20 protein-coding genes are annotated in these 26,842 nt (G+C 74.3%); 15 read left to right on the forward strand and 5 right to left on the reverse strand.

Annotation, left to right across the window (positions count from 1 at the left end; genetic code table 11):
* Positions 1 to 216: 216 nt before the first annotated feature.
* From ACIBEC_RS33965 to ACIBEC_RS33975, 3 genes are all read left to right on the forward strand, one after another.
* Positions 217 to 1,278 (forward strand): sugar ABC transporter permease, encoded by a 1,062-nt coding sequence (locus ACIBEC_RS33965; protein WP_360505947.1) that lies wholly within the window; start codon positions 217 to 219, stop codon positions 1,276 to 1,278.
* A 5-nt stretch (positions 1,279 to 1,283) separates the two neighbouring features.
* Positions 1,284 to 2,312, forward strand: a complete 1,029-nt coding sequence (locus ACIBEC_RS33970) for a carbohydrate ABC transporter permease (protein WP_360506083.1) — start codon at positions 1,284 to 1,286, stop codon at positions 2,310 to 2,312.
* 244 nt (positions 2,313 to 2,556) lie between these two features.
* Positions 2,557 to 4,302, forward strand: a complete 1,746-nt coding sequence (locus ACIBEC_RS33975; RefSeq protein ID WP_360505950.1) for a DUF4173 domain-containing protein — start codon at positions 2,557 to 2,559, stop codon at positions 4,300 to 4,302.
* A gap of 135 nt (positions 4,303 to 4,437) precedes the next feature.
* Here the strand turns inward: ACIBEC_RS33975 and ACIBEC_RS33980 are convergent, their stop codons facing one another.
* Positions 4,438 to 5,988 (reverse strand): MFS transporter, encoded by a 1,551-nt coding sequence (locus ACIBEC_RS33980; protein WP_360505953.1) that lies wholly within the window; start codon positions 5,986 to 5,988, stop codon positions 4,438 to 4,440.
* Between the two features lie 171 nt (positions 5,989 to 6,159).
* On the opposite strand from ACIBEC_RS33980, the gene ACIBEC_RS33985 reads away from it, so the two are divergent.
* The 3 genes from ACIBEC_RS33985 (at position 6,160) to ACIBEC_RS33995 (ending at position 8,564) form a co-directional block, all read left to right on the forward strand.
* Positions 6,160 to 6,954 carry a TetR/AcrR family transcriptional regulator gene (locus tag ACIBEC_RS33985; protein WP_360505956.1) on the forward strand — a complete coding sequence of 265 codons (795 nt, stop codon included), beginning with the start codon at positions 6,160 to 6,162 and terminating at the stop codon, positions 6,952 to 6,954.
* Between the two features lie 130 nt (positions 6,955 to 7,084).
* Positions 7,085 to 7,783, forward strand: a complete 699-nt coding sequence (locus tag ACIBEC_RS33990; RefSeq protein WP_360505959.1) for a ribonuclease HII — start codon at positions 7,085 to 7,087, stop codon at positions 7,781 to 7,783.
* 100 nt (positions 7,784 to 7,883) lie between these two features.
* Positions 7,884 to 8,564 (forward strand): hypothetical protein, encoded by a 681-nt coding sequence (locus ACIBEC_RS33995; RefSeq protein WP_360505962.1) that lies wholly within the window; start codon positions 7,884 to 7,886, stop codon positions 8,562 to 8,564.
* A gap of 234 nt (positions 8,565 to 8,798) precedes the next feature.
* On the opposite strand, the gene ACIBEC_RS34000 is transcribed toward ACIBEC_RS33995, so the two are convergent.
* Together ACIBEC_RS34000 and ACIBEC_RS34005 are read right to left on the reverse strand one after the other, a co-directional pair.
* Positions 8,799 to 9,503, reverse strand: a complete 705-nt coding sequence (locus tag ACIBEC_RS34000; protein WP_396289679.1) for a hypothetical protein — start codon at positions 9,501 to 9,503, stop codon at positions 8,799 to 8,801.
* Positions 9,504 to 9,881: 378 nt separating this feature from the next.
* Positions 9,882 to 12,071, reverse strand: a complete 2,190-nt coding sequence (locus ACIBEC_RS34005) for a RecQ family ATP-dependent DNA helicase (protein WP_360506086.1) — start codon at positions 12,069 to 12,071, stop codon at positions 9,882 to 9,884.
* Between the two features lie 227 nt (positions 12,072 to 12,298).
* Here ACIBEC_RS34005 and ACIBEC_RS34010 point away from each other — a divergent pair, with 227 nt between their 5' ends.
* Positions 12,299 to 13,792, forward strand: coding sequence for a DUF4192 family protein (locus ACIBEC_RS34010; protein WP_360505968.1), 1,494 nt, complete (start codon positions 12,299 to 12,301; stop codon positions 13,790 to 13,792).
* Between the two features lie 36 nt (positions 13,793 to 13,828).
* Here ACIBEC_RS34010 and ACIBEC_RS34015 read toward each other — a convergent pair whose 3' ends face one another.
* Entirely contained in the window at positions 13,829 to 15,142 is a 1,314-nt protein-coding gene (locus tag ACIBEC_RS34015; RefSeq protein ID WP_360505971.1) for an alpha/beta fold hydrolase, read from the reverse strand.
* A 753-nt stretch (positions 15,143 to 15,895) separates the two neighbouring features.
* Between ACIBEC_RS34015 and ACIBEC_RS34020 the strand changes: the two genes are divergently transcribed.
* The 8 genes from ACIBEC_RS34020 (at position 15,896) to ACIBEC_RS34055 (ending at position 26,193) form a co-directional block, all read left to right on the forward strand.
* Positions 15,896 to 18,019 (forward strand): glycogen debranching N-terminal domain-containing protein, encoded by a 2,124-nt coding sequence (locus ACIBEC_RS34020; protein WP_360506089.1) that lies wholly within the window; start codon positions 15,896 to 15,898, stop codon positions 18,017 to 18,019.
* Between the two features lie 201 nt (positions 18,020 to 18,220).
* The gene (locus tag ACIBEC_RS34025; RefSeq protein ID WP_360505973.1) at positions 18,221 to 18,979 is read left to right on the forward strand and encodes an NUDIX domain-containing protein; all 759 of its coding nucleotides are present in this window, start codon (positions 18,221 to 18,223) and stop codon (positions 18,977 to 18,979) included.
* A gap of 11 nt (positions 18,980 to 18,990) precedes the next feature.
* Positions 18,991 to 19,122 (forward strand): hypothetical protein, encoded by a 132-nt coding sequence (locus ACIBEC_RS34030; protein ID WP_360505976.1) that lies wholly within the window; start codon positions 18,991 to 18,993, stop codon positions 19,120 to 19,122.
* A 221-nt stretch (positions 19,123 to 19,343) separates the two neighbouring features.
* Positions 19,344 to 20,939: an ATP-binding cassette domain-containing protein gene (locus ACIBEC_RS34035; RefSeq protein WP_360505979.1), complete on the forward strand. Its 1,596-nt coding sequence runs from the start codon at positions 19,344 to 19,346 to the stop codon at positions 20,937 to 20,939.
* A 3-nt stretch (positions 20,940 to 20,942) separates the two neighbouring features.
* Complete coding sequence (locus tag ACIBEC_RS34040) at positions 20,943 to 21,848, forward strand: hypothetical protein (protein ID WP_360505982.1); 906 nt, start codon at positions 20,943 to 20,945, stop codon at positions 21,846 to 21,848.
* 202 nt (positions 21,849 to 22,050) lie between these two features.
* On the forward strand, positions 22,051 to 22,929 hold the full coding sequence (locus ACIBEC_RS34045; RefSeq protein WP_360505985.1) for an FCD domain-containing protein: 879 nt from the start codon (positions 22,051 to 22,053) through the stop codon (positions 22,927 to 22,929).
* Between the two features lie 537 nt (positions 22,930 to 23,466).
* The gene (locus tag ACIBEC_RS34050; RefSeq protein ID WP_360505988.1) at positions 23,467 to 25,101 is read left to right on the forward strand and encodes an RNA polymerase sigma factor; all 1,635 of its coding nucleotides are present in this window, start codon (positions 23,467 to 23,469) and stop codon (positions 25,099 to 25,101) included.
* Positions 25,102 to 25,296: 195 nt separating this feature from the next.
* Complete coding sequence (locus ACIBEC_RS34055; protein ID WP_360505991.1) at positions 25,297 to 26,193, forward strand: serine protease; 897 nt, start codon at positions 25,297 to 25,299, stop codon at positions 26,191 to 26,193.
* 223 nt (positions 26,194 to 26,416) lie between these two features.
* Here ACIBEC_RS34055 and ACIBEC_RS34060 read toward each other — a convergent pair whose 3' ends face one another.
* The gene (locus ACIBEC_RS34060; RefSeq protein ID WP_360505994.1) at positions 26,417 to 26,650 is read right to left on the reverse strand and encodes a hypothetical protein; all 234 of its coding nucleotides are present in this window, start codon (positions 26,648 to 26,650) and stop codon (positions 26,417 to 26,419) included.
* Positions 26,651 to 26,842 lie beyond the last annotated feature (192 nt).

The following is a 26,842-nucleotide window of genomic DNA, read 5'->3' on the forward strand; positions in this document are numbered from 1 at the left end:
CCGCGGCGGGGCGGCTTTGGCGGGCCCGCCGCCCGCCCCCCGGGGGGTGGCACACCCCTGCACCACGTGTGGGGGGGGGGGGGGGCCCCCCCCCCCCCCCCCCCCGCCCCTCCTCCCGCCTGACCCTCCTCACGCCGGCACCCCCCTTTCCACCGGCACTCCCCTTCCCACCGCACCGCACTCCCCTTCCCACCGCACCCGAAGGGACGCGCAGCCATGTCCGTATCCGGATCCCCGTCACCCGCCGCCGCGGTGGCCACCGAGTTGGCCACCAAGCTGGCCACCGAGAGACTGGCGGTCGGCTCCTGGGGCGACGCGGCGGTCAAGTTCGGCAACACCTTCGGCGCCGTCGCGGGATTCCTCGGCATCCTGCTGGTGGTCTTCCTGGCCGCCGGCCGGGCCCGCGGCCGACTGGCCCGTCCGCTGGCCGTCGCGGTGTTCCTCGGCCCGGCGGTGCTGCTGCTGGCGGTCGGCCTGGTGGTGCCGCTGATCCGCACGGTCTACCTGAGCCTGCAGAACGACGACGGCACCCGCTTCGTCGGCGGCGAGAACTTCGGGTGGGCCCTCACCACCGACTCGGTGCAGACGGTCCTGCTCAACACCCTGCTGTGGCTGGTGGTCGCACCGCTGGCGGCGACCGGGCTGGGGCTGGTGCTGGCGCTGCTGGTGGACCGGATGCGCGGCCAGTCGGTGTACAAGTCGCTGATCTTCATGCCGATGGCGATCTCGCTGGTCGGCGCCTCGATCATCTTCAAGTTCGTCTACGAGTCGCGTGGGCCCGGGCAGGCGCAGATCGGTCTGCTCAGCCGACTCGCCGTCGCGGTGGGCTGGGACGACCCGCCGAACTGGATGCTCTCGCAGCCGCTGAACACCTTCCTGCTGATGGCGGTACTGGTCTGGGTGCAGACCGGCTTCGCGATGGTGGTGCTGTCGGCGGCGATCAAGGCGATCCCGGACGAGGTGGTGGAGGCGGCCCGGCTGGACGGCGCGAGCGGGGTGCGGCTGTTCTGGTACGTCACCGTGCCGATGATCCGCACCACGGTGATGGTGGTGCTGACCACCGTCATGATCATCACCCTGAAGGCCTTCGACATCGTCCGCACCATGACCGGCGGCAACTTCGGCACCCAGGTGCTCGCCAACGAGATGTACTCGCAGTCCTTCGTGCAGTTCAACGCGGGGCGGGGCAGTGCCCTCGCGGTGATCCTCTTCCTCGCGGTGCTGCCGTTGGTGGCCTACAACATCGTCCAGCTGCGGAAGGAACGTGAGGTGCGGTGACCCCGATGCGGAAGATCTCGCTGCGGAAGACCTCCGTCCCGAACGGGGCCCCGAAGGTGGCCGGCGGGTCCCCGAAGGTGGCCGGTGGGTCCCCGAAGGTGGCGGGCGGGGCCGCGAAGGTGGCGGGCGGTCCCGGTAATCCGGTCCGCAAGGCCTTCGGCAGCCCGCTGGCCTCGGTGTTCGTGATCGCGATGACGGTGCTCTGGACGATCCCGACGCTGGGCCTGCTGGTGACCTCGCTGCGGCCCAAGCAGGACGTGACCTCCAGCGGCTGGTGGACCGCCCTCCTCCACCCGGACTTCGGCCTCGGCAACTACCACTCGGTGCTGTTCGAGGGCGGTTCCGGCGCCTCCACCGGCCTGGTGCCGTTCATGGTGAACTCGCTGGCGATCAGCGTCCCGGCGACCGTCTTCCCGCTGGTGCTCGCGGCGATGGCGGCCTACGCGCTGGCCTGGGTGCGGTTCCGGGGGAGCGATGCGGTGTTCTTCACCGTGTTCGCGCTCCAGGTGGTGCCGCTCCAGATGGCGCTGATCCCGCTGTTGCGGCTGTTCTCGAGCGGCGCGCACCTGGGCTCACTGACGCTGATCCCGGCGGTGGACCTGAAGGGCAGTTACGCGCCGGTCTGGCTGGCGCACACCATGTTCGCGATGCCGCTCGCGGTGTTCCTGCTGCACAACTTCATCGCCCAGCTGCCGCGCGACCTGATGGAGGCGGCGGTGGTGGACGGCGCTTCGCACTTCAAGATCTTCCGCTCGATCGTGCTGCCGCTGAGCGCCCCGGCGCTGGCCTCGTTCGCGATCTTCCAGTTCCTGTGGGTCTGGAACGACCTGCTGGTCGCACTGACCTTCGCGGGCGGCACGCCGGAGGTGGCGCCGATGACGGTGCGGCTGGCCCAGCTGTCGGGCTCCCTCGGCGGGCGCTGGGAGCTGCTGACGGCCGGGGCGTTCCTGTCGATCATCGTGCCGCTGATCGTGTTCTTCAGCTTGCAGCGGTACTTCGTCCGGGGGCTGCTGGCCGGGTCGGTGAAGGGATAGCCCACGGGGTGTCACCGGGGGGCATCGACGGGGCATCGACGAGCTCTCCATGGGCTCTCGATGGGCGGAGAGGGAGTGTCGAGGGAGCAACCGGTGGCGAGCAGGTTCTGAACACGTTCAGAACCAACTTTTGAACTCGTTCAGAATGGTCTACAGTCGGCAACGACGGCGGCGCTGAGCGCACCCGCCGGCGGACTGTCCCGAGGGCGGCTTCCGCATGCCCACCGACCACTGAGGGGGACCCATGTCCGGTCTGTCCACGCCCGCCTCGGCCGATCCGCCACCCGCGCCGGGGCCGCAGAACCCGGACGGGCCGCACGAAGCCTCGGGTCCGCAGGAACCGGCCGGACCGGACAGCTCCTGGGACCCGTACCGCCCGGCTGGTCCCTACGGCGCGGGTGGTCCGTACGGCGCGGGTGGTCCGTACGGCGCGGGCGGGTCCCGCCGGTCGCCCGGCGCGCCCGGGCCGACGGGGGCGGGCTGGCTGCGCCGCAGTGACCCCGAGCGCCGGGCGGGGGCCACGCCCCGGGTCGTCCTGGCCGCCCTGCTCAGCGGCCTGCTCACGGCCTGGCTGCTGTACGACGGTCTGGGGGTCAACCTGTTGATCTGCGGCGCCGCCACCGCCGTCGGGGCCGGCTTCGCCGCCCGGGCGGCAGGCCGTCGGATCCGGCCCTGGACGGCCGCCTGGAGCCTGCTCGCCCTTGCCCTGCTCGCCGTCCCGGCCTGGTGGGTCGCCGACTGGCCCACCCTGCTGGCCGTCGGGGGCGCGTTCGGCCTGGCCTCGCTGGCCCTGCACGGCGGGCGCCGGTGGCCGGGCGTCCTGCTCGCCCTGCCCGGTCTGCTCTGGCAGCTGGTGCCCGCCGTGGGGTGGGCCTGGATCAGCATGGAGGGCCGCCCGCTGCCCGGCCGCGGCCGGGTCGTCCCGGTGCTCAAGGCGCTCGGGGTCGCCGCCGTCCTGCTGACCGTCTTCGGCCTGCTGTTCGCCAGCGCCGACGCCGCCATGGCGGACCTGCTGGGCAACCTCAGCCCGGACCTCGACCTCGGCCGACTCCCGGCGCGTGGGGTGCTGTTCGTGCTCGGGACGCTCACCGCGCTGGGCTTCGCACGGATCGCGGCCGGCCCGCGCCGCTGGGACCGGACGGTGATCCGGCCGGGCCTCGAACGGCGACGGCTTGAGTGGGCGCTGCCGCTGGTCGCGCTCAACCTGATGTTCGGCGTCTTCGCGGTGGTCCAGGCCGTGGTGGTGCTCGGCGGAGCGGACGCCGTCCTGAGCAACACCGGGATGAGCCGCTCCGAGTACGCCCGGCAGGGCTTCTGGCAGCTGAGCGTGATCACCGTGCTGACCCTGGTCGTGGTGGCGGTCGCCAAGCGCTGGGCGCCGCGCACCACCGCCGCCGACCGCCGGGTGGCACGGATCCTGCTCGGGCTGCTCTGCGTGCTCGCGCTGGCCGTGGTCGCCTCCGCACTCGGCCGGATGTGGTTCTACGTGGACGCCTCCGGGCTGACCCAGCTGCGGCTCTGGGTGCTCGTGGTCGAGGTCTGGCTGGGCGTCGTCTTCCTACTGCTGATAACCGCCGGGCTGACCCGCGGCACCGGCTGGCTGCCGCGCGTCGTCGTCCTCAGCGGGATGCTCACCGTCGCGGTGTACGGCCTGATGGGCCCGGACGCGATCGTCGCGGACCAGAACGTCGCCCGGTACGAGCGGGCGCTGCGGGCCGACCCGCACACCGCGGCCATCGACCTGCGCAACGTCCGCCAGCTCTCGGCGGACGCGGTGCCCGCCCTGGACCGGCTGCCCGAACCGCAGCGGAGCTGTGCGCTGGAGCTGATCGGGCAGGATCTGGGCCGGGAGGCGCAGCCCTGGTACGCGACCAGCGTGTCGGTCGCCCGGGCCCGGAAGATCCTGGCGCGGCGGCCGCCGGTGGACTCGCCGATGGTCGGCCGCGGGGCCTGCGACCGGGCGGGGTTGGCGTACGACGCGGCCTGGTAGTCGGGGACGGTTCGGGAGAGCGGCAAGGGCCGGTCGGGAGCAGTCCGCTCCCGACCGGCCCTCGCGGTGGTGCCGGCGTCGTCCCGGGGTCTGCGCCTTGCGGCGTCAGTGCATCCCGGGTCAGTGCATCCCGGGTCAGTGCATCGCGACGGGGGCGGAGTCGCCGCTCGGCAGGTCACTGGCCTTGGCCTTGATCACGAAGACCGCGACCACCAGGGCGACCGCCGCGAGCGCCGCGCCCACGATGAAGCCGTGCGAAATGCCATGGGCGAGGACGGTGTTGGCGGCGTCCGTGCGCGGCGGGAACTCGTGGTGCTGCTGCAGGTAGGCCAGCTGATCCGGGCTCGCGCTCTGCATGAACTTCGGCAGCTGCGTGGCGGCCTCGGCCGTGGCGTAGTGCGCGAAGACCGTGGTCAGGATCGACAGGCCGAGTGAACCGCCGATCTGCTGCATGGAGTTGAGCAGGCCGGAGGCGGCGCCGGTCTCCTCGCCCGGGACGCCCGCGACGGCGAGCAGCATCACCGGAACGAAGATCAGGCCCATGCCGAAGCCGAATATCACCGTGGGGCCGAGCACCCCGTCCAGGTAGCCGCTGTCCTTGCCCATCTGGGTCAGCCAGCTGAGGCCGATGGTGACCAGCAGCGCGCCGCCCGCCATGAACGGCTTCGGGCCGTACTTGGCCTGGAAGTTGGACGCGATCTGCGCGGCGATGATGATCGAGACGCTGATCGGGAGGAAGGACACGCCTGCCATCAGCGGGCTGTAGCCGAGCGGGCCCTGCACGAACAGCACCACGTAGAAGAAGATGCCGAACATGGCCGCGGCCAGGCAGAGCATCATCACCAGGCCGCCGGTGCGGTTGCGGTTGGCGAACAGGTGCATCGGGGTGATCGGCTGGTCGGTGCGGCGCTCGACCACGAGGAAGGCGGCCAGCAGGATTGCGCCGGCCGCGAAGGAGCCGAGCGTGACACTGTCCGACCAGCCGTCCGAGGCGGCCCGGATGAACCCGTAGACCAGGCCGACCAGGCCCAGCGTCGAGGTGAACGCGCCGGGCAGGTCGAAGCGGCCCGGGTGGCGCTCGGACTCGGCGATGTAGCGCGGCGCGGCGATCGCGATCAGGATCGCGATCGGCACGTTGACGAAGAACACCCAGCGCCAGTTCAGGTACTCGGTGAGCAGACCGCCGGCCAGCAGGCCGATCGCGGCGCCCGAGCCGGCCACCGCCGAGAACACGCCGAACGCCTTGTTGCGTTCCGGCCCTTCCTCGAAGTTGGTGGCGATCAGAGCGAAGGCCGTCGGTGAACAGATCGCGCCACCGATGCCCTGGAGCGCGCGGGCGGCCAGCAGCAGGCCGCTGTCCTGCGCGAAACCGCCGAGCAGGGAGGCCAGGCCGAACAGCAGGGTGCCGAAGATGAATACCCGGCGGCGGCCGAGGATGTCACCCGCGCGACCGCCGAGCAACAGCAGCCCGCCGAAGGTCAGGGTGTAGGCGTTGATGACCCACGACAGGTCGGTGGTCGAGAAGTTCAGGGCGTCCTTGATCTGCGGCAGCGCGATGTTCACGATGGTCGCGTCGAGCACCACCATGAGCTGGGTGGCCGCGATGACGGCCAGGGTGATGCCCTTGCCGTGCCCCTTCGCGCCGGGCGGTGGTGAGGTCTTGCTGAGCGTGTCGGTGACAGCCACGAATGTGCCCCCTGCTGGCTATGTGCGTGGTGCTCTGGACTCGGCGGGCCGCCGGTGTCCGGATGCGGCGCTGCGCCCTTGCGCAGACCGGGAAGGAACGGGATCGTTCACTAATCTGGACGATATCCTGGGCTGGATTGTGAACGCAAGCGTTCCTTAAGGATGGTGGCGATGGAACGGTTGGTGCGGCGCCTGGTGGCGGACCGGTCCGGTCGGTCGCCGGGGCGGTCCACGGGCGCCTCGGGCGGCGGCCCCGGCGACCCGGGCGGCGTCTCCGGCGTCTCGGGTGCCTCGGGTGCCTCGGGCGTCGAGGCGGGTGCGGTTGCTCCGGGCCGGGGTGCGGAGCCGGCCCTCTGCCGGGTGCGGGCCGCCCATCAGGCCCTGGCGCGGCCCGGGAGGCGGCGGGGGAAAGAGCTGGAGAACGCGATCTTCGAGGCCGCGCTCGACCAGCTCACCTCCGGCGGATACGCGCGGCTGACGATGGAAGGGGTCGCCGGCGCGGCGCGGACCGGGAAGGCCGCGCTCTACCGGCGCTGGGCGTCCAAGGACGAACTGGTCATCGACGCCCTGGACGCCACTCTTCCACGCCCTTACGACACCCCCGACCTCGGGTCCGCCCGCGACGAACTCCTGCAGCTCATCGAGGCGTTCACGGCCGCGTTGACCTCCCGGGCGGGCGCCGCCCTCCATGCGCTGATGGCCGAGATCGACCAGGAGCGGGCCGAGGTCTTCAAGGGCTTCATCAACGACCGGGTCATCGAGCCGACCACGCAGACCATCCTGGAGATCCTTCGCCGCGGCGCCGAGCGCGGGGACGTGCGGCCCGGCGCGGCAACCCCGCTCGTGGCCGACGTCATCCCGGCGATGCTGCTCTACCAGGCCAAGATCCGCGGATTCCGGGACCTGGGGCCGGACTTCGCCGTCAGGCTGGTGGACGAGGTGCTGCAGCCGATGATCCGCGTCTGAGGGCGGGCCCGGGCCGGCCCGGTCATGTGCGGGCGTGGCTGCCGGGGGCCTTCCCGCAGCGAGGGCGGCGGATCCGGCGGCCGCAGGGCGGGCTTAGGCTGGAGGCTGCCCCAGTTGAACGGAAGCCGCCATGCCCATCGTCCCGCCGACGCACTCCGTCGAACGCTCGCTCCGTCGGGCCGGCGCCAGGATCGTCGTCGGCCTGGACGAGGTCGGGCGCGGCGCCTGGGCCGGACCGGTCACCGTGGGCGCGGCCGTCACCGGCCTGCGCAAGGCGCCGGACGGGCTGACCGACTCCAAGCTGCTCACCGAACTGCGTCGCCGTGCCCTCGCCCCGGTCCTCGCCGACTGGGTCACCGCGTACGCCCTCGGGCAGGCCTCGCCGCAGGAGTGCGACGAGCTCGGCATGACGGCGGCGCTGCGACTGGCCGCCGTCCGCGCGCTGGAAGCGCTGCCGGTCGAGCCCGACGCGGTGATCCTCGACGGCAAGCACGACTACCTCGGCGGCCCCTGGCGGGTGCGCACGGTGATCAAGGGCGACCAGTCCTGCGTCTGCGTCGCCGCCGCCTCGGTGCTCGCCAAGGTCCACCGCGACGGCCTGATGGGCGAACTGGGCGAGGGGTGCCCGGACTACGGCTTCGCCGACAACGCCGGCTACCCGTCCCCGGTGCACCGTGCCGCGCTGGAGGAACTCGGCCCCACCGAGCACCACCGGCTCTCCTGGGCGTACATGGACGGACTGTCGAAGTGGCGTCACCTCAAGCGCGTTCGGGAAGGCGCGGGCGAGGCGCGGGGATCCGCCGACGAGCAGTTGACGCTCGGTTTCTGACAGTCCGTCTGGAATTGCCCAGGGTGGGGCCGTGGGTGTTCGGTGCCCAAAGGGTGGGGCGCCCGTGCGCGTTCGACCGGCATTTGATAGATATCCGGGTATGCCTGTCTTCCCCGAGGAGTCGGAGATTCACGAGAGCCTCCCGGGCCCCGGCGTTCCCTTCCCCCGCGAGTCGGACGCACAAGCCCTCCACGCGCCTGCCACCGGCGGCGCACCCGCCACCGCACCAACCACCGTCGCCATCCCGGCTGCGGTGCCCGGCCCCCGCTCGGCGCCTCCGCGCCCGGCCCCGCCGCGCGCCGCCCGGCCCGGTCCGCCGGGGCTGATCCCCAAGCCCGGTCCGGCGCCGCGCCGCCCGGCCGCCACCGCGCCGCAGGTGGAGGTCCGGCGGATCGCCGCCACCCCCGCCCAGGCCGTGGAGCGCGCCGACGACGCGATCGACCAGCTGCTGGACTCCGGCCGCGACCCGGGCGACATCCTGGTGCTGACGGTCGGCGAGGCACACCCCTGGCAGCGGCACGAGCTGTCCTTCGGCGAGGAGCGCTACTGGGCGCAGCTCGCCGACGGCGGGGACGTGTTCTATGCGGACGCCGCGCTGACCCGTCCGGTCCACCGCGAGGTGGTCGTCCTGGTGGTCAACGGCGGAACGCCCGCCCTGGCCGCCGAGGCGTACACCGAGGCGCTCGGCCGCGCGAGTGCCCTGCTGGTGGTCTGCGGCGAGGCCGGCCCGACGACCGCCGGGGCTGCCGCAGCCACGCCCGGGCACCCCGTCCACGTCTGACCGCCGCCCTTCCGTTCCGGGCCCGGTGCCGTACGGTGCCGGGCCCGAAATCCGTCCCGGGACGGGCGGGCGGTCGCCGGTCCGGAGCCCGTCCGGAGCCCCTCCGGCGGCCGGCGATGCCGGGGCATCGGACCTGCCCGCTCGGTGCCCGTCGGACCCGGGCGCCGGTGGTCCCGTCGGATCGATCCGTGCTCGGTGACCGTACGTCCGGCGGGTTCGGCGGGTTCGGCGGGGTCAGCGGGTTCCGGTACGGCGGGTCGGCTCGGCCGTCGCGGCCCGGGCCGGGATCCACGGGGGCTCGGACTGCGGGGAGCGCTGAGCGTCGCCTCCGTGTTCGGCTTCTTCCACCGCCGGCCGGCGGGTGCGCTGGCCGTGCGGGGCGTCGAGCACCGAGCGGGGCGGCAGCTCCGTCACGGTGTGCACCGGCCCGTCCGTCCACGAACCCGCATGCGGATTTCGTCCGCTCCGCCCGTCCCCGAGGACCTGCCAGCCCGCCGGGGTGAGCCCGAGGTACGCGCCGCAGCGCAGCCCGTGCAGCCCGGCCGCGTCCCGCAGCGCCCACATCCAGGCGCCGTCCTGCTCCGTCCAGCCGGGCGCGCCGTCGCGGCAGCGCAGCAGCACGGCGGTGCGGGTCGGCTCGGGCAGCCGCAGGTCGTGCGGGAGGATCCGGCGCAGGTGCGTCAGCAGGGCGTTCCGGTGCTGCCAGCCGTCGGTGTCGCGCGGCCAGGGGATGAAGGAGGCCGAGGCGGCCAGGTGGTGGAGCGCGTCCAGGACGCCGACCACGACCGTGCCCGGCTGGGGCAGGTGGCGCTGGTGCAGCTCCAGGACGAACTCGCGGGGGTCGCGCAGCAACGGGATCCCCGAGGCGGCCCAGGTCTCCAGGTCCAGCACCCGTCTGGGCACCGAACTCCGGGAGAGGGGATGTGGACCTCGGTCGATACCGTTGATCACGATCCTCCTTCCTGACCCGTGGGCAGACGGGTGCCTGGGTACGCCGAAGCGTGGGTCCGGCGGACCGAGTTTCGGGTACCTCCCAATTCTCGGGGCATCGGGGGTGGAGCGGCAACGATGAAATGATGAACGCCATCCGATAGCCCATGGTCTGCCGGATATGTTCCACTGTCGCCCGGGCGCGGTCGGGATGCCGCAGCGTCTTGATCCGTGACGCTCGAAGTGCGAGGTGAGCCGTCGTCGGCATGGTGACCACTCCTTTCCCGCGTCCGTCGACCGGTGTGATCGAAATCGCTTGGCTTGATCCTTTTCGTTAGGCCATTCGAGTGAAGGCCGTTGTTCGCTCGACGGCCTTCTGCCGCCCCGTCACCCCTGCACGGCCAGTACCAGCGGCAGCACCGCGCCCGCCCCGGCCCGGCGCAGCAGACGGGCGGCCACGGTGACCGTCCAGCCCGAGTCGACGAGGTCGTCCACCAGCAGCACCGGCCCGGCGGCCGCCGCCACCGCCTGCTCCACCTCCGGCGGCAGGACCAGCGCCCCGGCCAGCGAGTGCAGCCGTTGGGCGCTGTTGCTGCGGGCCCCGTGCGGCGGCAGCCCGCCGGCGTACTCGATCCGGCCGAGCAGCGGCAGCCGTCCGATCTCGGCGATCCGCGCGCCGAGGCTGCCGACCAGCTGGGGGCGGGTCGAGGAGGCCATGGTCACCACGCCGACCGGCCGCTCCAGCCGTGCGCCCTCCGCCGTCGCCGGCCCGGCCCAGCCGCCCGGACCGCGGGCCCAGTCGGCGAGGACCGCCACCAGCGCGTCCACCGCCTCGCCGGGCACCGGCACGTCCGGCGCCTGCTCGGCGAGCAGGGTGCGCAGCCGGTTGCCCCAGCCGATGTCGGACAGCCGGCCGAGCGCCCGGCCGGTCTCGGCCTGCTCGCCCGCCGGGATCCGCCCCTTGAGCGGCACCCCGAGCGCGTCCATCCCGGTCGGCCAGAGTCGGCGCGGCTCGAAGCTCACGCCCGGGCGGCCGAGCGCGGCCCGGGCGGCGGCCAGCGTCTCGGCGGAGACGTCCGAGGTGTGCAGCGGCCCCGCGCAGTTGTCGCACCGCTCGCACGGCACGGCCTGCTCGTCGTCCAGCTGCCGGCGCAGGAACTCCATCCGGCAGCCGGTGCCCGCCGCATACTCGCGCATCGCCCGCTGTTCCGCCTCCCGGGAGGCGGCGACCTTGGCGTAGCGGGCGGTGTCGTACGCCCAGCTCTGCCCGGTGGCCGTCCAGCCGCCCTTGACCCGGCGGACGGCGCCGTCCACGTCGAGCACCTTGAGCATGGTCTCCAGCCGGGCCCGGCGCAGGTCCACCCGGGGCTCCAGGGCGGCCGTGGAGAGCGGGCGGCCGGCCTCGGCCAGCGCGTCGATGGTGCGCCGCACCTGCTCCTCCGGCGGGAAGGCCAGCGAGGCGAAGTAGCGCCAGATCGCCTCGTCCTCGCGCCCGGGCAGCAGCAGCACCTCGGCCCGGTCCACGCCGCGCCCGGCCCGGCCGACCTGCTGGTAGTAGGCGATCGGCGAGCCGGGCGAGCCGAGGTGCACGACGAAGCCGAGGTCGGGTTTGTCGAAGCCCATGCCGAGAGCGGAGGTGGCGACCAGCGCCTTGACCCGGTTGGCCAGCAGGTCGGCCTCGGCGGTGCGGCGCTCGGCGTCCTCGGTGCGGCCGGAGTAGGAGGCCACCGGGAAGCCGCGCTCGCGCAGGAAGGCCGTGACCTCCTCGGCCGCGGCCACCGTCAGGGTGTAGACGATGCCCGAGCCGGGCAGCCGGTCGAGGTGGTCGGCCAGCCAGGCGAGCCGGTGCGCCGGGTCGGGCAGGGCCAGCACACCCAGGGTGAGGCTCTCCCGGTCGAGCGGCCCGCGCAGCACCAGGGCGTGCTCGTCGGCGGTGCCGAGCTGCTCGGCGACGTCCGCGGTGACCCGGGCGTTGGCGGTGGCGGTGGTGGCCAGCACCGGGACGCCGGGCGGCAGCTCCGCGAGCATGGTGCGCAGCCGGCGATAGTCGGGGCGGAAGTCGTGCCCCCAGTCCGAGATGCAGTGGGCCTCGTCGACCACCAGCAGGCCGGTGGAGGCGGCGAGCTTGGGCAGCACCTGGTCGCGGAAGTCCGGGTTGTTCAGCCGCTCCGGGCTGACCAGCAGGACATCGACCTTCCCGGCGGCGACCTCGGCCTGGACCTCGTCCCACTCGTCGGTGTTGGCCGAGTTGATGGTGCGGGCGTGGATTCCGGCCCGGGCCGCTGACTCGACCTGGTTGCGCATCAGGGCGAGCAGCGGCGAGACGATCACCGTCGGTCCGGCACCGCGGGCCCGGAGCAGGGCGGTGGCGATGAAGTAGACCGCGGACTTCCCCCAGCCGGTGCGCTGGACGACCAGGGCGCGGCGGTGGTCGACCACGAGGGCCTCGATGGCCGTCCACTGGTCCTCGCGCAGGGCGGCGCCGGGGCCGGCGAGCTCGCGCAGGACGGCTTCGGCCCGCGCCCGGACCTCGGCGCGGTCGGCGGTGGCGGTGATGTGGGTCTCGGGCTGCTGCATGGCGTCCATGTAACCCCGTACCGCCGACATGCGGCGAATGCCGGGGTGGGCGAGAGGGGAAGGCGGGATGGATTTCATCCGCTGATCCGCTGAACGGCGGACAAAATCCACCCTGCGGAGGGAGTGTCGCTTGCTCCGAATGAGTTAAAGGAAATTCGGAGGCGGAGTTATCCACAGAAAAAAGACGGTTTCGGCGTCGTCCGCGGATTGCGTCCACTCTTGCGGCCATGAACGCAATGAACAACGAACACGTCATTCTGTCCCTCGGCCCGGCCTCCGAGCACCGGCCGGTCGTCATGCGCGGTCCGGCCGACATGGCCGAGCTGCTGCCCTACTTCCTGGGGTTCTACCCCGACGACAGCATCGTCGCGGTCGGTCTCCAGGGCCCCGACCTGCAACAGGCCGGGGTGATCCGGGCGGATCTGCCGGACTCGCCCGCGCAGTGGCCGGCCGCCGCGGAGGAGACGGCCGCCCTGCTGGTCGCCCTCTCCGAGCGGCACGGCGCCCGGCCGCTCCAGGTGCTCCTCTACCTCTGCCAGGATCCCGGCGCGCCGCACGCCCCGCCGGTGGTGGACGGCCTGCGACCGCTGGCGGACGACCTCCGGGCGGCCTTCGGGCGTCGGGGCGTCGTGGTCAAGGAGTCGCTGTGCGTCTCGGACGGCCGCTGGTGGTCCTTCCTCTGCCGCGGCACCGAGTGCTGCGATCAGGCGGGCAACCCGGTGCGGCGCGGTCCCGGTCCTGGCCCGGCGGCCGCCGCCGCGACGGTCGCCGGCCTGGTGCCGCGCGGCAGCCGGAAGGCGATCATCGGCGGGCTGGTCCCGATCGGCCCGCCCGAGGACGACGTCCACCGCGAGGCGCTCGTCCGGGCCGAGGCGGCCGTCGGCTCGTTCTCCCGTGAGCAGGGCATCGGGCTGCTCGACCAGGCCGTCGCCGAGTTCGCGGCCGGGGCCCGGGAGCTCGACCCGGACCGGACGGCCCGCCTGCTGTTCGCCCTGCGCGACCGGATCGTCCGGGACCGAGGTGTCGAGTACGCCCGGCCCGCCGAGTTGGCCCCCGCCGAGCGGCTCTGGCGCTTCCTCGCCCGGCGCGCCGTGCCGCCGTACGAGAGCTGCGCGGTGGCTCCGCTGACCCTGCTGGCCTGGGCTTCCTGGGTCGCCGGGGACACGGCGACGGCCCGGGTCGTACTCGGGCACGTCCTGCGGCTCGCCCCGGACTACCTGCTGGCCGAACTGCTCTACGAGTCGCTCAACGACGGCATGACGCCCGGGGCACTGCTGGCCGCCGTCGAGGCCCAGCGGCGGCGGCGCGAGCAGCACGCGCCCGCGTCGGCCCCGGCCGACGACCCGCCGTCGCCCGCCGACGGCACGGGACCGGCACCCGAGGCCTCGGCACCCGAGGCTCCGACGGGCGAGGCCTCCGGTGAGCGGCCCGGCCCGGCCTCCGGCGCCCGCCGACGTCGCCGGGGCGGCCGCCGGAAGGGCACGTCCACGGCACCAGCACCGGCGCCGGACGGGAGCACCCCCGGGCCGGTGGGCCTGCTGTCCGCGCCCGGACGGGCTGCGGCGCCCGGGTGCGCCCGGCCGGCCGGGGAGCGGCCCGTCCGGCGCCTGCGGCTCGGCCGTGCGGCGGAGTGCGCGCCCGCCGGCACCCGCGCCGGGAGCGGCCTACACCGGTGCCGCGGGGTCCGGCGGGCGGCGAGAGGAGGCCGCCGTGCCCACTGAGCCGCCCGCTTCCGCCCCGTACCGGTCTGCCGGCCGCTACGCCTCGCCGTGCGCCATCTTGATCAGGCGGTCCAGCACCTTGCCGCCGCTCGCCCGCAGGCCGTCGTGCTCCCACTCGTTGGTGATCCAGGTCCGCAGGCCACGCACCGCGCGAGCGGTCTCCAGCGAGTCGGCGGTGTCCACGTACATGTCGTCGTGGTACACCGCCGCCACGACCGGTACGCCGTTGGCGGCCAGGCGCGCCCGGTCGTACAGGTCGGGCCAGTCGGTGCGGGCGGCGAGCAGCTCCGCGGTCTCCTTCAGCGGGCGCAGCGCGGGGTCGGTGTCGAACATCCAGGGGTAGATCATCTCCCCGGTGAACAGCACCGGCGCGTCCGACTCCAGCGCGGCCCGGGCGTCGAACCGCGGGAACTCCTTGCGGAGCCGCTCGGCCGACCAGGCGGTGCCGCCTTGGTCCACCGACCGCTGGCCGTAGATCGACTCGTGCAGCACGGCGTACAGCGGGCCGCCCGCGAAGGAGAGGTGGGCCTGGGCGCCGGCCAGGAAGGTGTCGGAGAGCTCGGGCCCGGCCGCGCCCTCCACCCAGGCCTCCTCCAGCAGGTAGTGCAGGACGCCGGAGCCGCTGCCGCCGCCAAGCAGCAGCCCGAGGGCCTGGAACGCCTCGACGGTGAGCAGCCCGCCGTCCGGCAGGGTCGCGGGGGCGTCCGCGAGGCGGGCGGCGATCCGCCGCACCGCCTCGACGTCCTGCGGGAACCGGGCGTAGTGGTCCTCGTTCTTGCGGGCCACGCGCGGGTAGGCGGCGCGGTAGACGTCGTCGGCCGAACTGCCGAGGCCGGCCAGGCCTCCGGTGATGAAGGCCTCGGTCAGGCCCTCGGGGGCGATGGAGAGGTAGGTGAGGGTGCAGAAACCGCCGAAGCTCTGACCGAGCACGCTCCAGCGCCGGTCGGCGCCGAGCAGCCGGGTGCGGATCAGCTCTGCGTCCCGGACGATCGAGTCCGCGCGGAAGCGGGCCAGGTAGTCCGCCTGATCCTGCGGGCCGCCGCGCCGGGCAAGGGTCTGCCGGGTCGCGGGCGTGGACCGCCCGGTGCCGCGCTGGTCGAGCAGGAGCACCCGGTAGTCGTCCAGGGCGCGCTCCAGCCAGGAGTCCCGGCCGAGCGGGCGGGCGGCCTTGCCGCCGGGCCCGCCCTGGAGGAAGAGCAGCCATGGCAGGTCGTCCCGCTCGCGGCCGGCGGCCACCACCTCGCGGGCGTACACCTCGATCTGCTCGCCCTGCGGGGCAGCGTGATCGAGGGGCACCTGGAAGACGTGGTCGGTCGTGACAATCCCGGGCAGCCGGCTGACGGTGGACATGGAACTCCTCGGTCTCTGCTGGTCACAACGGTGGTGTCGCGGTTCACGGGATCACCGGGTGCGGGGCCGCGACCCCCGCACCGTATCCTGGCGGCGATCGAGCGCCGGTTCGACCGTCCCCGTCCATCCGGCCGGGCGGCCGACCCCGGCCGACGCCCGGTCCGAGCGGTGCGGACGACAGCCAGGAACGCCCGGAACCAGGCCTCGGCCGCAGGCGGCGACGGGCCCGTGGCGCGGTCCCGGTGATGCTCCGACGGACGCGGCACGACCGCCCGGCGGGGGCGGTCCCGACCAGCGGCGCTCCGGGCGGGGCGTGACCTGGCGGCGGTGCGCGGCGTTCACCCCGGGGGCCCTGCGCCGGACGGAGACCGACCGGGGCCCGGCCCGGCCGCCCCTGGCCCCACGGCGACCGTCGGCCCCGCGCGGCACCGGGGCCCGGTCGCCGCGAGGGGACCGGCCGGCCCGACGGGCGCGGGACACGCGGCAGGGCGTCACCGGCGGGCCGGAACAGCGGACCTGACGGGGTGCCGGGCGCGGTGGCGGGCCCGACGCGACGGCGCGGCGCGCCGGTACCGGCCCGGGTACCGAGCACCGCTTGGTACGACCCGCCACCGGGTACGGCCAGACACGGCACACCCGCCGACGGGAAACCCCGCCGGCCCGGCACCATCAGCACGCGATCGAGCATGCTCGCGGCCCACCGGCCTGACCCGGCCACCGGACCGCCGAGGGGAGGAGAGTCCGGTGACCGCCATGAGGCCACCACAGGCCATGCCGGCCGAGAGCGTGGTCGGCGCGCCGAGACCGGTCGGGCGCCCCGACCAGGTCCCGCCGACCGGCCCCGGGGGTGCACCCGCCGGTTCGGGTCGGCCCACCGCCCCGCCGCGCCCGCAGCCCCCCGCGGTCCACCACGCGGTGATCTGCGTCAATGCCCCGGCGATGGCTGCCTCCGGCCCCGACGGCCAGCTGCGCGGCCACGGCCTGCACGGCTTCTACCGCAACGGTGTCCGGGCACTCGCCCGGATGGAGCTGCGGCTGGGCGGCATGGAGCCGCTGCCGCTCCAGGGCGCCCTGACCAGCACCGCCCAGGCTCGCTTCCTCGGCGCCGTCCGCATCCCCGGCGACCTCGACCCGGATCCGGCGCTCACCGTCGAGCGGCTGCGCCACGCGGACGGCGTGGAGACTGTCGTCGTGCGCAACACCGGCCCGCGGCCCGCCCGGCTGCCGCTGGAGATCGCCGTCGGCACGGACCTCGGCCCGGTCGCCGAGATCGCCGCCGGACACCGCCCGCCCGACCTGCCGGGCCAGGTGCAGTCCGCCGGGCTGCGCTGGACGGGCCCCGCGCACAGCGCCGTGGTCAGCGCCAAGCCCTCCCCGCACGCCGTACTGGCCGGCGCCGGGGTGCTCCGCTGGGACCTGGAGGTCCAGCCCGGCGCACGCTGGTCGGTCGAACTGCGCACCGAGCTGGAGAGCGCCGCCACCGGCCCACGCCCACCCGGCGGGCGCGGCACCGGTGTCCCGCTGCCCTGGTCCGAGCCCGAGGTCCGCAGCGACGACTCCCGGGTCGCCCCGCTGGTCTCCCGCTCCCTGGACGCTCTCGGCGGACTGCTGTTCGCCGACCCGGACCGTCCGACCGACCTCTACCCGGCCTCCGGCGCGCCCTGGCGCTTCGGCCTCGCCCCGGCCGACGCGCTCTGGGCCGCCCGGCTGACCCTGCCGCTCGGCACCCGGCTGGCCGCCGGCACCCTCCGGGCGCTGGCCCGCCGTCAGCAGCTCGCCCCCGCCCCGGGCCGCACCGAGGGCCTGCTGCCCGGCGGCCTGCGGCACGGCGGCCCGGAGCTGCCGCCCACCTGCACCGCCACCGAGGCCACCCTGCTGTTCGTCACGGTGCTGGCCGAGGCCTGGCGCTGGGGCCTGCCCACGGCGGAGGTCGCCGAGCTGCTCCCGGCCGCCGAGCGGGCCCTGGCCGCCCTGCGGGACGGACTGGTCGACGGCTTCGTGACCGACCTGAGCCGCCCCACCGAGGAGCGCTCCGCCCACCCGGTCGCCGCCCGCGTCGAGGTCCAGGCGCAGGCCCACCGCGCCGCCCTGCACGGCGCCGAGCTGCTGGAGGCCTTCGGACGCCCGGGTGCCGAGGGCTGGCGGAGCTGGGCTGCCGAGCTGCGCGGGAGCTTCCGCGAGCGGTTCTGGATCGACGACCTCTCCGGCGGCCGCCCCGCCGCCGGGCTGGCCCCGGGCGGCCAGCCGCTGCCCGCAGTCGCCTCCTGCCTGGTGCACCTGCTGGATACCGGGCTCGCCGTCGACGGCGGCTGGCACGAGCGCCTGCTGGACCGTGAGCAGACCCGGTTGCTCGCCCAGCGTCTGGTCGCGCCGGAGCTGGACAGCGGCTGGGGCCTGCGCACCCTCAGCGCCAAGTCCCCCCGCTTCAACCCGCTGGGCCACCGCGGCGGCACGGTACGGGTCCACGAGACGGCGCTGGCGATCGCCGGACTGGCGGAGGCAGGCCACGAGAACGAGGCCGGCACCCTGCTGGAGGGCCTGCTCGCCGCGGCCGCCCACTTCGAGGGACGGCTGCCGGAGATGTACGCGGGGGAGCAGCGCACCCCCGGCTGCCCGCCCGTGCCGCACCCGGCGGCCTGCCGCCCGGCGGCGGTCTCCGCGGCTGGCGCCGCGCACGCGGTGTTCGCCCTCGCAGGCGTGCGGCCCGACGTGCCGGGTGGGCGGGTCCTGGTCCGCCCGGCCAGCACCGCGCCGCTCGGCGAGCTGGAGCTGACCGGCCTGCGGGTGGCGGGCGAGCCCTTCTCGGTCCGGGTGAGCCGGATCGGGGTTGCGATGGTCGAGGAGGCCTCCGCGGACCTGCAGCTCGTCGCCCGCTGACCGCGCGCCCCGGGCCGGCCCGCCCCGGGCCCGTGGCGCCGCGCCGGTGGCGCCGCTTCGATGGCGCCTCTTCGGCGACTTCGGCCCGGGAGTCCCCGCCCGCCCGTGCGCGAACCGTGCCGGGCGGGCGGGCCGACGGCCTCGGGCGGGCCGGGCGCAAGGCCTGTGCTTATCGTCAGAGAGACGACTATGATCGTCGCCATGTCGCGTTACGATCCGTCGGCCTTCCCCCCGTTCGCTGTCACGGTTGACCTGGTGGTGCTGACGGTGCGCGACCACGCGCTCTGCGCCCTGCTGGTCAGACGCGGCGAGCCGCCGTTCCAGGGGTACTGGGCGCTGCCCGGCGGCTTCGTCCGCCCGGACGAGGGCCTGGCCGAGGCCGCCTCCCGGGAGCTGGCCGAGGAGACGGGCCTGCGCGCGCACTCGGCCCCGGGCCACGACGCGGTCGGCCCCGGTGCGGCCGGGGCCCACTTGGAGCAGCTCGCCACCTACGGCCATCCGCAGCGCGACCCCCGGATGCGCGTGGTCAGCGTGGCCTACCTGGTGCTCGCCCCCGACCTGCCGACGCCCCGGGCCGGCGGCGACGCCAGCAGCGCCCGCTGGGCACCGGTCGGCGAGCTGCTCGGCGACAACCCGGCCGACGGCGTCCCGCTCGCCTTCGACCACGGGCTGATCCTCGCCGACGGCGTGGAACGCGCCCGCTCCAAGATCGAGTATTCCTCCCTCGCGACCGCCTTCTGCCCGACCGAGTTCACCGTCGGGGAGCTGCGCCGGGTCTATGAGGCGGTCTGGGGCGTGGTGCTGGACCCGCGGAACTTCCACCGCAAGGTCACCGGCACCCCGGGTTTCCTGCTGCCCTCCGGCGGCACGACGACCCGTCAGGGCGGCCGCCCGGCCCAGCTCTTCACCGCCGGTGGCGCGTCCGCCCTCAACCCGCCCATGCTCCGCCCCGACTCCTGAGCGTCGGCCCGGTGCAGGACCGGCTGACCTCCCAGGAGGACCAGCAGGAGAGGGTCACGGACCAGGGCAGGGCCGCCGTCGACGAGTTCACGGGCGAGTGCAGCGACCACCACCTCCCGCCGCTGCCCTGGATCTCGGACTAGCCGCCCGGCAGGCCTGCAGCCGGCGGCACCGGGTGCGCGGCCGGGAGCCCCAGGATCGGATTGTCCCCTGATCGGGTGAGGTGGGCGGCCGGTGGCCCCGTTCCGCTCCCGCAATGCCCGGAATCGCTGCCGCCGCCCCCTAGTGTGCTGGCGCGGGGCCGTGCGGGCACGGTCCCGCTCCGCGTCGAGCGGGTCGGCCGAGGGCACGGGAGCAGCAAGCGATGATCCAGATCACCGGACTGACCAAGGTCTATCGCAAGGGCGCTCCGCCCGCCGTGTTGGACCTGACCTTCGACGCCCGGCCCGGCGCGGTGACCGCACTGCTCGGTGCCGAGGGCGCGGGCAAGTCCACCGCACTGCGGCTGATGCTCGAACTCGAGCGCGGCCAGGGCGTCACGCTCTTCGACGGCCACCCTTACCGCCGGCTCCGGCGCCCCGAGCGCGAGGTCGGCGTACTGCTGCCCGGTCCGGGCGAGGGCGTGGCCGCGGTGGCCGGGCACCCGGGCCGCAGGGCGCGCGGCCACCTGCGGATGCTCGCGGCGGCCGTCGGCGTCCCGGTCCGGCGGGCCGACGAACTCCTGGAGCAGACCCGGCTGGCCTCCGTCGCCGGGCAGCGGCTGCGCGCCTTCTCGCCCGGCATGCACCGCCGGCTGGCCCTGGCCGCGGCCCTGCTCGGCGACCCCGGGACGCTGCTGCTGGACGCGCCGACCGAGGGCCTGTCGCCGCGCAACGTCGAGTGGTTCCACTCCTTCCTGCGCTCGTTCGGCGTCGCCGGCGGCACGGTCCTGGTGACCACCCGCACCCCGCAGGAGGCCTCGCAGCTCGCGGACCGGGTCGTCACCCTGGACCGCGGCCGTCTGGTGGCCGACCAGCCGGTCGCGGAGTTCCGGCGGACCAGGCTCAGCCCCGAAGTGGCCGTGCGGGGGCCGCAGATGGCGCGGCTGGCGGACCTGCTGGTCAGCCAGGGCGCCGAGGTCCGCCGGGACGGCAGCGTGGGCCTCGCGGTGGCCGGCGTCGATCGCACCGAGATCGGCGAACTCGCCTACCGTCACGGGATCCTGCTGCACGAGCTGGCCGACCGGGTGGTCGAGCAGCCTGCTCCCCGGGTCGTCCTGCCGGTCGCCTCGGGCCGCTCCGGCCACCTCCGGGTCCGCCCGGTCCCGGACGCCGAACCGAGCCCCGAGCCGGCCCGGGAACCGAGCCCCGAGCCGGTCCACGAGCCCGCAGGGCCGCCGGCCGCCGGACCCGCCCCGGGCGCCCCGGCCGACGCAGCCGACACCGACCCGGTCGCCGTACCGGCTGCCGCGCGATGCGCCGACCCGGCCGTCGCGCGGGCCACCGGGCCGGACTCCGAGGCCGTCACCACCCCGCAGCGCCGGGCGCCGCGCCCCCAGGACGACGCCTTCCTGCCCACCCGCGCCCTGCCCGTCGCCGTGGTCGCCGCGGGCCTCCCCGTCCTCGCCACGCCCGGTCCCCGGGCCACGTCGGCCCACCCCGGCCGGCCCGCTGAGCGCAACCGGCCCCCCGAGCGCACTGGGCCCGCTGAGCGCAACCGGCCCCCCGAGCGCACTGGGCCCGCTGAGCGCAACCGGCCCGCCGAGCGCACCGTGCACGGCGATTCGGCCCCCACCGTCGCTGTCGACCGGCTCTTCCGCGACGACCCGGCCCCGGCTGGGGAAGCCGTCCGGTCCAAGCCGCCGGGGTGCCGGGAGAACGCCGACCTGCTCACCGACGACACCGTCCGCCTCCGCCGCCTCGCCTCGGGCGCGACCGCCGCCTTGGCTCCCGCCATCACCGACGACCACCGGAGCGAGTGAACCGTGCGTGCCCTGGCCTACGAACTGCGCCGACTGTGCGGCCTGCGTTCCACCTGGCTGCTGCTCGCCGGCGTCCTGCTCGGTGACGCCGCCGTGGCCGCCGTCCTGGCGAGCCAGACCCCGGACGGCCTGCTGGCCGCGCCTGCCGGGGTGCGGCTGCTGACCGCCGCCGTCCCGCTGATCCCGCTGCCGTTCGCGGCCCTCGGCGCCGGAGTGCTGGGCGCGCTCTCGTACGGGCACGAGGTGTGCCACCCGGGGCTGCCTGCCTCGCTGGTGTCGTACCCGCGCCGGGTGCGGCTGCTGCTGGCCAAGCTGCTGGTGGTCGGCCCGGTGGCGGCGCTGCTGGCGTTGGCCACCCTGTTGCTCGACACGGTGGCCGTGCACCTCTCGCTGCCGGGCGGGGTGACGGTGGCGGCCTGGGCGGAGCCCGGCGCACTGTCGGAGCGGCTGTCCGGGGCGGTGAGCGGCGCCGGGCTGTCCGGGCTGTCGGACCTGCCGGGCGTCTTCGCCCCGCTGGCGCTGGTGGCCGGCCACGGGGTGCCGGCCGCGCTGCTGGCGTTCGTCCTGCTGACCGTCGTGGCCGCCTGGACCGGGGTGCTGACCGCGTCGCTGACCCGCAGCGCCGCCGCCGGGGTGCTGCTGCTGTGTGCGCTGCCGCCGCTGCTGGAGTCCGGCGTCGCCCTGCTGCTGCGCCGGACCGGCCGGCCGTGGCCGGTGCGCGCGGCCGAGCTGCTGCCGTTCCAGTCCGGCATCGAGTGGGCCTACGGCTGGGTGTACGGCGGGGCGCACGAGGCGGCGGCCGGGAGCGCGGCGCTGACGGACCCGGCGCTGCTCGCGGCGGTCGGGGCCCCCGCGGCCGTCCTGCTGCTCGCCGCGCTGCTCGTCCAGGCCCGACGCCGTGCGCTGTAGGGCCCGGCGCGGCGACCGGTAGGGCCCGGCGCCGCAAGCGGTGGGGCATCGGCACCCCGAAGGACCAAGATCGACCAGCAGTGACCGTAATGAGCGGTTCTTCCTGATAAGAAGTCAATTATCCAGTCACGGGCGATCACCCTTTCGTGTGCTTTTCACGAGAATTCTCAAGCCGCGCCCGCCGATCGCCGACAAATGAGGCGTGAGTACCCTTGCGCACCCCACCATGACCCCCGCCCGTTCCGCCGATGGGCCGATCCACGGTTCCGGCGACCTGGACCGCTTCTCGTACGCCGACCGGCCGGCCCCGCCGGCGCCCCGCTGGGAGGGCGCCGAGTCCGACATCGGCCGGGTCGGCCGCAAGACCACCAGCAGCCGCGGTCGCGGTCTGCACGGCCAGCTGGTCCAGCAGCTCGGCCAGATGATCGTCTCCGGTGACCTCGGCGCCGACCGCCCGCTGGTCCCCGAGGAGATCGGCCAGCGCTTCGAGGTGTCCCGGACCGTCGTCCGCGAGTCGCTGCGCGTGCTGGAGGCCAAGGGCCTGGTCAGCGCCCGGCCGAACGTCGGCACCCGGGTCCGCCCGGTCGGCGACTGGAACCTGCTGGACCCCGACATCATCGAGTGGCGTGCCTTCGGCCCGCAGCGGGACGAGCAGCGCCGGGAGCTGTTCGAGCTCCGCTGGGCGATCGACCCGCTAGCTGCCCGGCTGGCCGCCGGCCACGGCCGGGAGGACGTCCAGCAGCGGCTGGTCGAACTGGTCGAGATCATGGGCCACGCCGCCGCCCAGGCCGACCTCTCGACCTACACCCGGGCCGACGCCGAGCTGCACGGCCTGGTCCTGCAGATGGCCGGCAACCGGATGCTGGAGCACCTGTCCGGGATCGTCGGCTGCGCCCTGCACGTCTCGGGCGGCCCGGCGATCTCGTGCGAGCGGCCCTCCGAGTCCTCGGTCAGCCTGCACGCCCGGCTGGTGGACGCACTGGGGGCCGGCGACGGCGCCGCGGCCGAGGTCGGGATGCGGGCGCTGCTCACCGTCCACCCCGAGGTCGAGCCGTCCGTCCCCGCGCCCCGGGAGCACTGAGCGGGCTGTTCCGACGAGCGGAGGCGCCGGGCCCGGCGGTCCGCTCCGCCGAGGCCCTCCGGCCGCACCGCGTGGCGCAGCCGGAGGGCCTCCGCATGCGGAGGCCCGGACGGCCCTCGCAGGACCGGATCGCCCAGGCCTCCACGAGCTGCCGTGGCTGCCACGATCCGCCCAGACAACGACGTCCGCCCAGACAACGACGTCCGCCCAGGCCATGACAAAAGCTTTCGGCGCGAGTGCGCGATGATGGAACCCGGCCCCGTGGCCGCGGCCGCCGAGTGGTGTGACCCGCGACACGAAGGCCATGCGTAACACTTGACGAGTAGCAGCGATGTCTCCTGAGCGGGAGCAGCTCCGGAATACTCCAACATGTCAGAATGCTGTGTTGGTCCGCGGCGCTGCTGCCGTCCTGCAAACCCAGTCCTCAAGCCCGAGTCGGTCGGAATCGACACCGCGCGTCCGACGCGCGATTTCCTTCCCCGCCCGCTCGGGCGGCCGGTACGGGTTCGAGTCCACTCATCGTCCGAGAGGTTGTTCGTGTCGGCCAGCACATCCCGTTCGCTTCCCCCCGAGATCGCCGAGTCCGCGGCTCTGCTGGCGCTCATCGAGCGGGGCAAGGCCCAGGGGCAGATCGCCGGTGACGACGTGCGCCAGGCGTTCGAGGCGGACCAGATCCCGGTCACCAAGTGGAAGAACGTCATGCGCAGCCTCAACCAGGTGCTGATTGAGGAGGGGGTGGACCTCATGGTCAGCGCGGCCGAACCGGCCGGCGCCAAGCGCAAGAGCGTTGCTGCCAAGAGCCCCACCAAGCGCACCGCCACCAAGGCTGTCACCACCCGGAGCCCGGCCGCCCCGTCGGCCCCGACCAAGCCGCCCGTCCGGATCGCCCCCGGCGCCCCCGTCGCGGCTCCGGCCGTCGCGGCCGCCGCCGCGGCCCCGGCTCCCACCGTCTCCGCCGACATCACCGTCGAGGGGGCGACCGTCGGTATCGCCGAGGTGAAGGCCCCGGCGAAGAAGGCCGTGGCCAAGAAGGCCGCGGCCAAGAAGACCGCCGCGCCGGCCAAGAAGGCCGCCGCCAAGAAGACCGCCGCCAAGTCCGGCAAGGGCGACGAGGAGCTGCTCGGCGAGGAGGAGCTGCTCGAGGAGACGGCGACGCCGGGCGAGAAGGCCGAGGCCGAGGGCCCGGAGGAGGAGTCGGAGGGCTTCGTCCTCTCCGACGACGACGAGGACGACGCGCCGGCCCAGCAGGTCGCCGTCGCCGGTGCCACCGCCGACCCGGTCAAGGACTACCTGAAGCAGATCGGCAAGGTCCCGCTGCTCAACGCCGAGCAGGAGGTCGAGCTCGCCAAGCGCATCGAGGCCGGCCTGTTCGCCGAGGACAAGCTCTCGGCCGCCGACAAGCTCGCCCCCAAGCTCAAGCGCGAGCTGGAGATCATCGCCGAGGACGGCCGCCGGGCCAAGAACCACCTGCTGGAGGCCAACCTCCGCCTGGTGGTCTCGCTGGCCAAGCGCTACACCGGCCGCGGCATGCTCTTCCTGGACCTGATCCAGGAGGGCAACCTGGGTCTGATCCGTGCGGTCGAGAAGTTCGACTACACCAAGGGCTACAAGTTCTCGACCTACGCCACCTGGTGGATCCGCCAGGCGATCACCCGCGCCATGGCCGACCAGGCCCGCACCATCCGTATCCCGGTGCACATGGTCGAGGTCATCAACAAGTTGGCCCGCGTCCAGCGCCAGATGCTCCAGGACCTGGGCCGCGAGCCCACCCCGGAGGAGCTGGCCAAGGAACTCGACATGACCCCCGAGAAGGTCATCGAGGTCCAGAAGTACGGCCGTGAGCCGATCTCGCTGCACACCCCGCTGGGCGAGGACGGCGACAGTGAGTTCGGTGACCTGATCGAGGACTCCGAGGCGGTCGTCCCGGCCGACGCGGTCTCCTTCACCCTGCTCCAGGAGCAGCTGCACTCGGTGCTGGACACCCTGTCCGAGCGCGAGGCCGGCGTGGTCTCGATGCGCTTCGGTCTGACCGACGGCCAGCCGAAGACGCTCGACGAGATCGGCAAGGTGTACGGGGTCACCCGTGAGCGCATCCGCCAGATCGAGTCGAAGACCATGTCGAAGCTGCGCCACCCGTCGCGCTCCCAGGTGCTGCGCGACTACCTGGACTGATCGATAACGATCGTCGACGTGAAGGCCCGGAGCCGTACGGCTCCGGGCCTTCACGGCTGTCCGGCCCCGGGTGTGTCAGCGTCCGGGTGCTGGTTGTCGCTCGTCCGGGTGGCGGCGTGTCCGGAAGCGGACGCACAGCGTAGTTGAACACCTACGCTGTGCCGGTTGCCTGCTGCCGAGCCTTCTGGAGTCACGGTGCCGACCGAGCCGGACCGCACTGACCTGCCGACCCCCGTCCCGCCCCGGGCCGACCCGGCCGCCGCCCGGGCGGATCGCCGTCGCCGGGCTGCCGTGCTGGCGCTGCTCGCCGCCGTACCCGTGCCGCTGGTCGCCCTCGGGACGGCGGCGCCGGCCGAGGCCCAGCGCCGGGTGGTCGGCGGCAACGCCGCCAGCACCGTCGACCACCCGTGGATCGTGGCGCTGGCCAGCCGCCAGCAGTTCGGCAGCGGCCGCTCCGGTCAGTTCTGCGGGGGCGCGCTGGTCGGCCCGGCCAAGGTGGTGACGGCCGCGCACTGCTTCTACGACGAGGGCAAGGGGCGGGTGGAGCGGCCCGGACTCAAGGTGATCATCGGCCGGGACGACATGCGCGGCACGTCCGGCCGCGAGGTGGCGGTGCAGTCGGTCTGGATCCACCCCGACTACTCCTTCGCCGCCAACATGAACGACGTCGCGGTGCTCACGCTCGCCGAGTCCCAGGGCTCCAGGCCGGTGGTCGAGCTGGTCGGCCCGGGCGAAACGGCGCCGTACGCGGCCGGGACCAGGGCGCAGGTGTACGGCTGGGGCGACACCACCGGGCGGGGTGACTACTCGCCCGTGCTGCGCGGGGTGGACGTGTCGATCGTTCCGGACCAGACCTGTGCGCACGCCTACCCGGGCGGGCAGGACGGCAAGTTCGACGCCCGGGGCATGGTCTGCGCGGGCGAGGAGAAGGGCGGCAAGGACGCCTGCCAGGGCGACAGCGGCGGCCCGCTGGTCGTCGACGGGCGACTGGTCGGCCTGGTGTCCTGGGGGACGGGCTGTGCCGAGGCGGCCCACCCGGGCGTCTACACGCGGGTGTCCACGGTCGCGGACGCGGTGCACTCGGTGCTGTGAGTGGCGGGGAGCCGCCGCGAGCCTCGCGGTGAGTGATGCCTCGGTCACGTTCTGACGCAGCGTCGAATCACCGAGCCCGCAGCGGGTGAACGCGGGAGAACCGTCCGGAGAACAGCGGAGCCGGGCGACCGGCCCCCGGGGGGGCAATCGCCCGGCTCACCGGTCGCGCGCAGTGCGTGACCGGACACAGCTCGACGCTGGCTGCTGGTGGCGGCGCCTGGAATCAGCGCTCGTCGTCGGTGGCCGTCGCGTTGGGGCTGGTGCTGAGACGGCCGCTCTCGTCCTGTATCTCCACGGCGATCTTCTTGAGCTCGGGCTCGAACTTCCGGCCGTGGTGGGCGCAGAAGAGCAGCTCTCCGCCGCTGGCGAGTACGACGCGCAGGTAAGCCTGGGCGCCGCATCGGTCGCAGCGGTCAGCCGCGGTGAGCGGGCTCGCAGGTGTCAGAACAGTAGTCACGTCGCCTCTTCTCTAGCTCGACGAGCTGTCGTACCAGGGTCAACATCCAACCAGGCCGAAAACGTTCCCGCTCGTGGCTTTTCTTCTCTGAGGATTCTGCATGTGTTGATGAGGACGTGCCCCGGGCGCCGGTGGTTCATGCGTGCCGAGTCCCGGGATCCGTCCACCGCTCGAACGTCCGATCGGGATCGG

The sequence above is a fragment of the Kitasatospora sp. NPDC051164 genome (genome assembly GCF_044455625.1).
Taxonomy (GTDB): Bacteria; Actinomycetota; Actinomycetes; order Streptomycetales; family Streptomycetaceae; genus Kitasatospora.

Excerpts from the sequence above, each read along its gene's own strand:
- ACIBEC_RS34005 (WP_360506086.1), bottom strand. The coding sequence starts at position 12,071 with ATGCAGCAGCCCGAGACCCACATCACCGCCACCGCCGACCGCGCCGAG.
- ACIBEC_RS33975 (WP_360505950.1), top strand. The coding sequence starts at position 2,557 with ATGTCCGGTCTGTCCACGCCCGCCTCGGCCGATCCGCCACCCGCGCCG.
- ACIBEC_RS34025 (WP_360505973.1), top strand. The coding sequence starts at position 18,221 with ATGTCGCGTTACGATCCGTCGGCCTTCCCCCCGTTCGCTGTCACGGTT.
- ACIBEC_RS33985 (WP_360505956.1), top strand. The coding sequence starts at position 6,160 with ATGGAACGGTTGGTGCGGCGCCTGGTGGCGGACCGGTCCGGTCGGTCG.
- ACIBEC_RS34035 (WP_360505979.1), top strand. The coding sequence starts at position 19,344 with ATGATCCAGATCACCGGACTGACCAAGGTCTATCGCAAGGGCGCTCCG.
- ACIBEC_RS34020 (WP_360506089.1), top strand. The coding sequence starts at position 15,896 with ATGAGGCCACCACAGGCCATGCCGGCCGAGAGCGTGGTCGGCGCGCCG.
- ACIBEC_RS33995 (WP_360505962.1), top strand. The coding sequence starts at position 7,884 with ATGCCTGTCTTCCCCGAGGAGTCGGAGATTCACGAGAGCCTCCCGGGC.
- ACIBEC_RS34010 (WP_360505968.1), top strand. The coding sequence starts at position 12,299 with ATGAACGCAATGAACAACGAACACGTCATTCTGTCCCTCGGCCCGGCC.
- ACIBEC_RS33970 (WP_360506083.1), top strand. The coding sequence starts at position 1,284 with ATGCGGAAGATCTCGCTGCGGAAGACCTCCGTCCCGAACGGGGCCCCG.
- ACIBEC_RS33965 (WP_360505947.1), top strand. The coding sequence starts at position 217 with ATGTCCGTATCCGGATCCCCGTCACCCGCCGCCGCGGTGGCCACCGAG.
- ACIBEC_RS33990 (WP_360505959.1), top strand. The coding sequence starts at position 7,085 with ATGCCCATCGTCCCGCCGACGCACTCCGTCGAACGCTCGCTCCGTCGG.
- ACIBEC_RS34015 (WP_360505971.1), bottom strand. The coding sequence starts at position 15,142 with ATGTCCACCGTCAGCCGGCTGCCCGGGATTGTCACGACCGACCACGTC.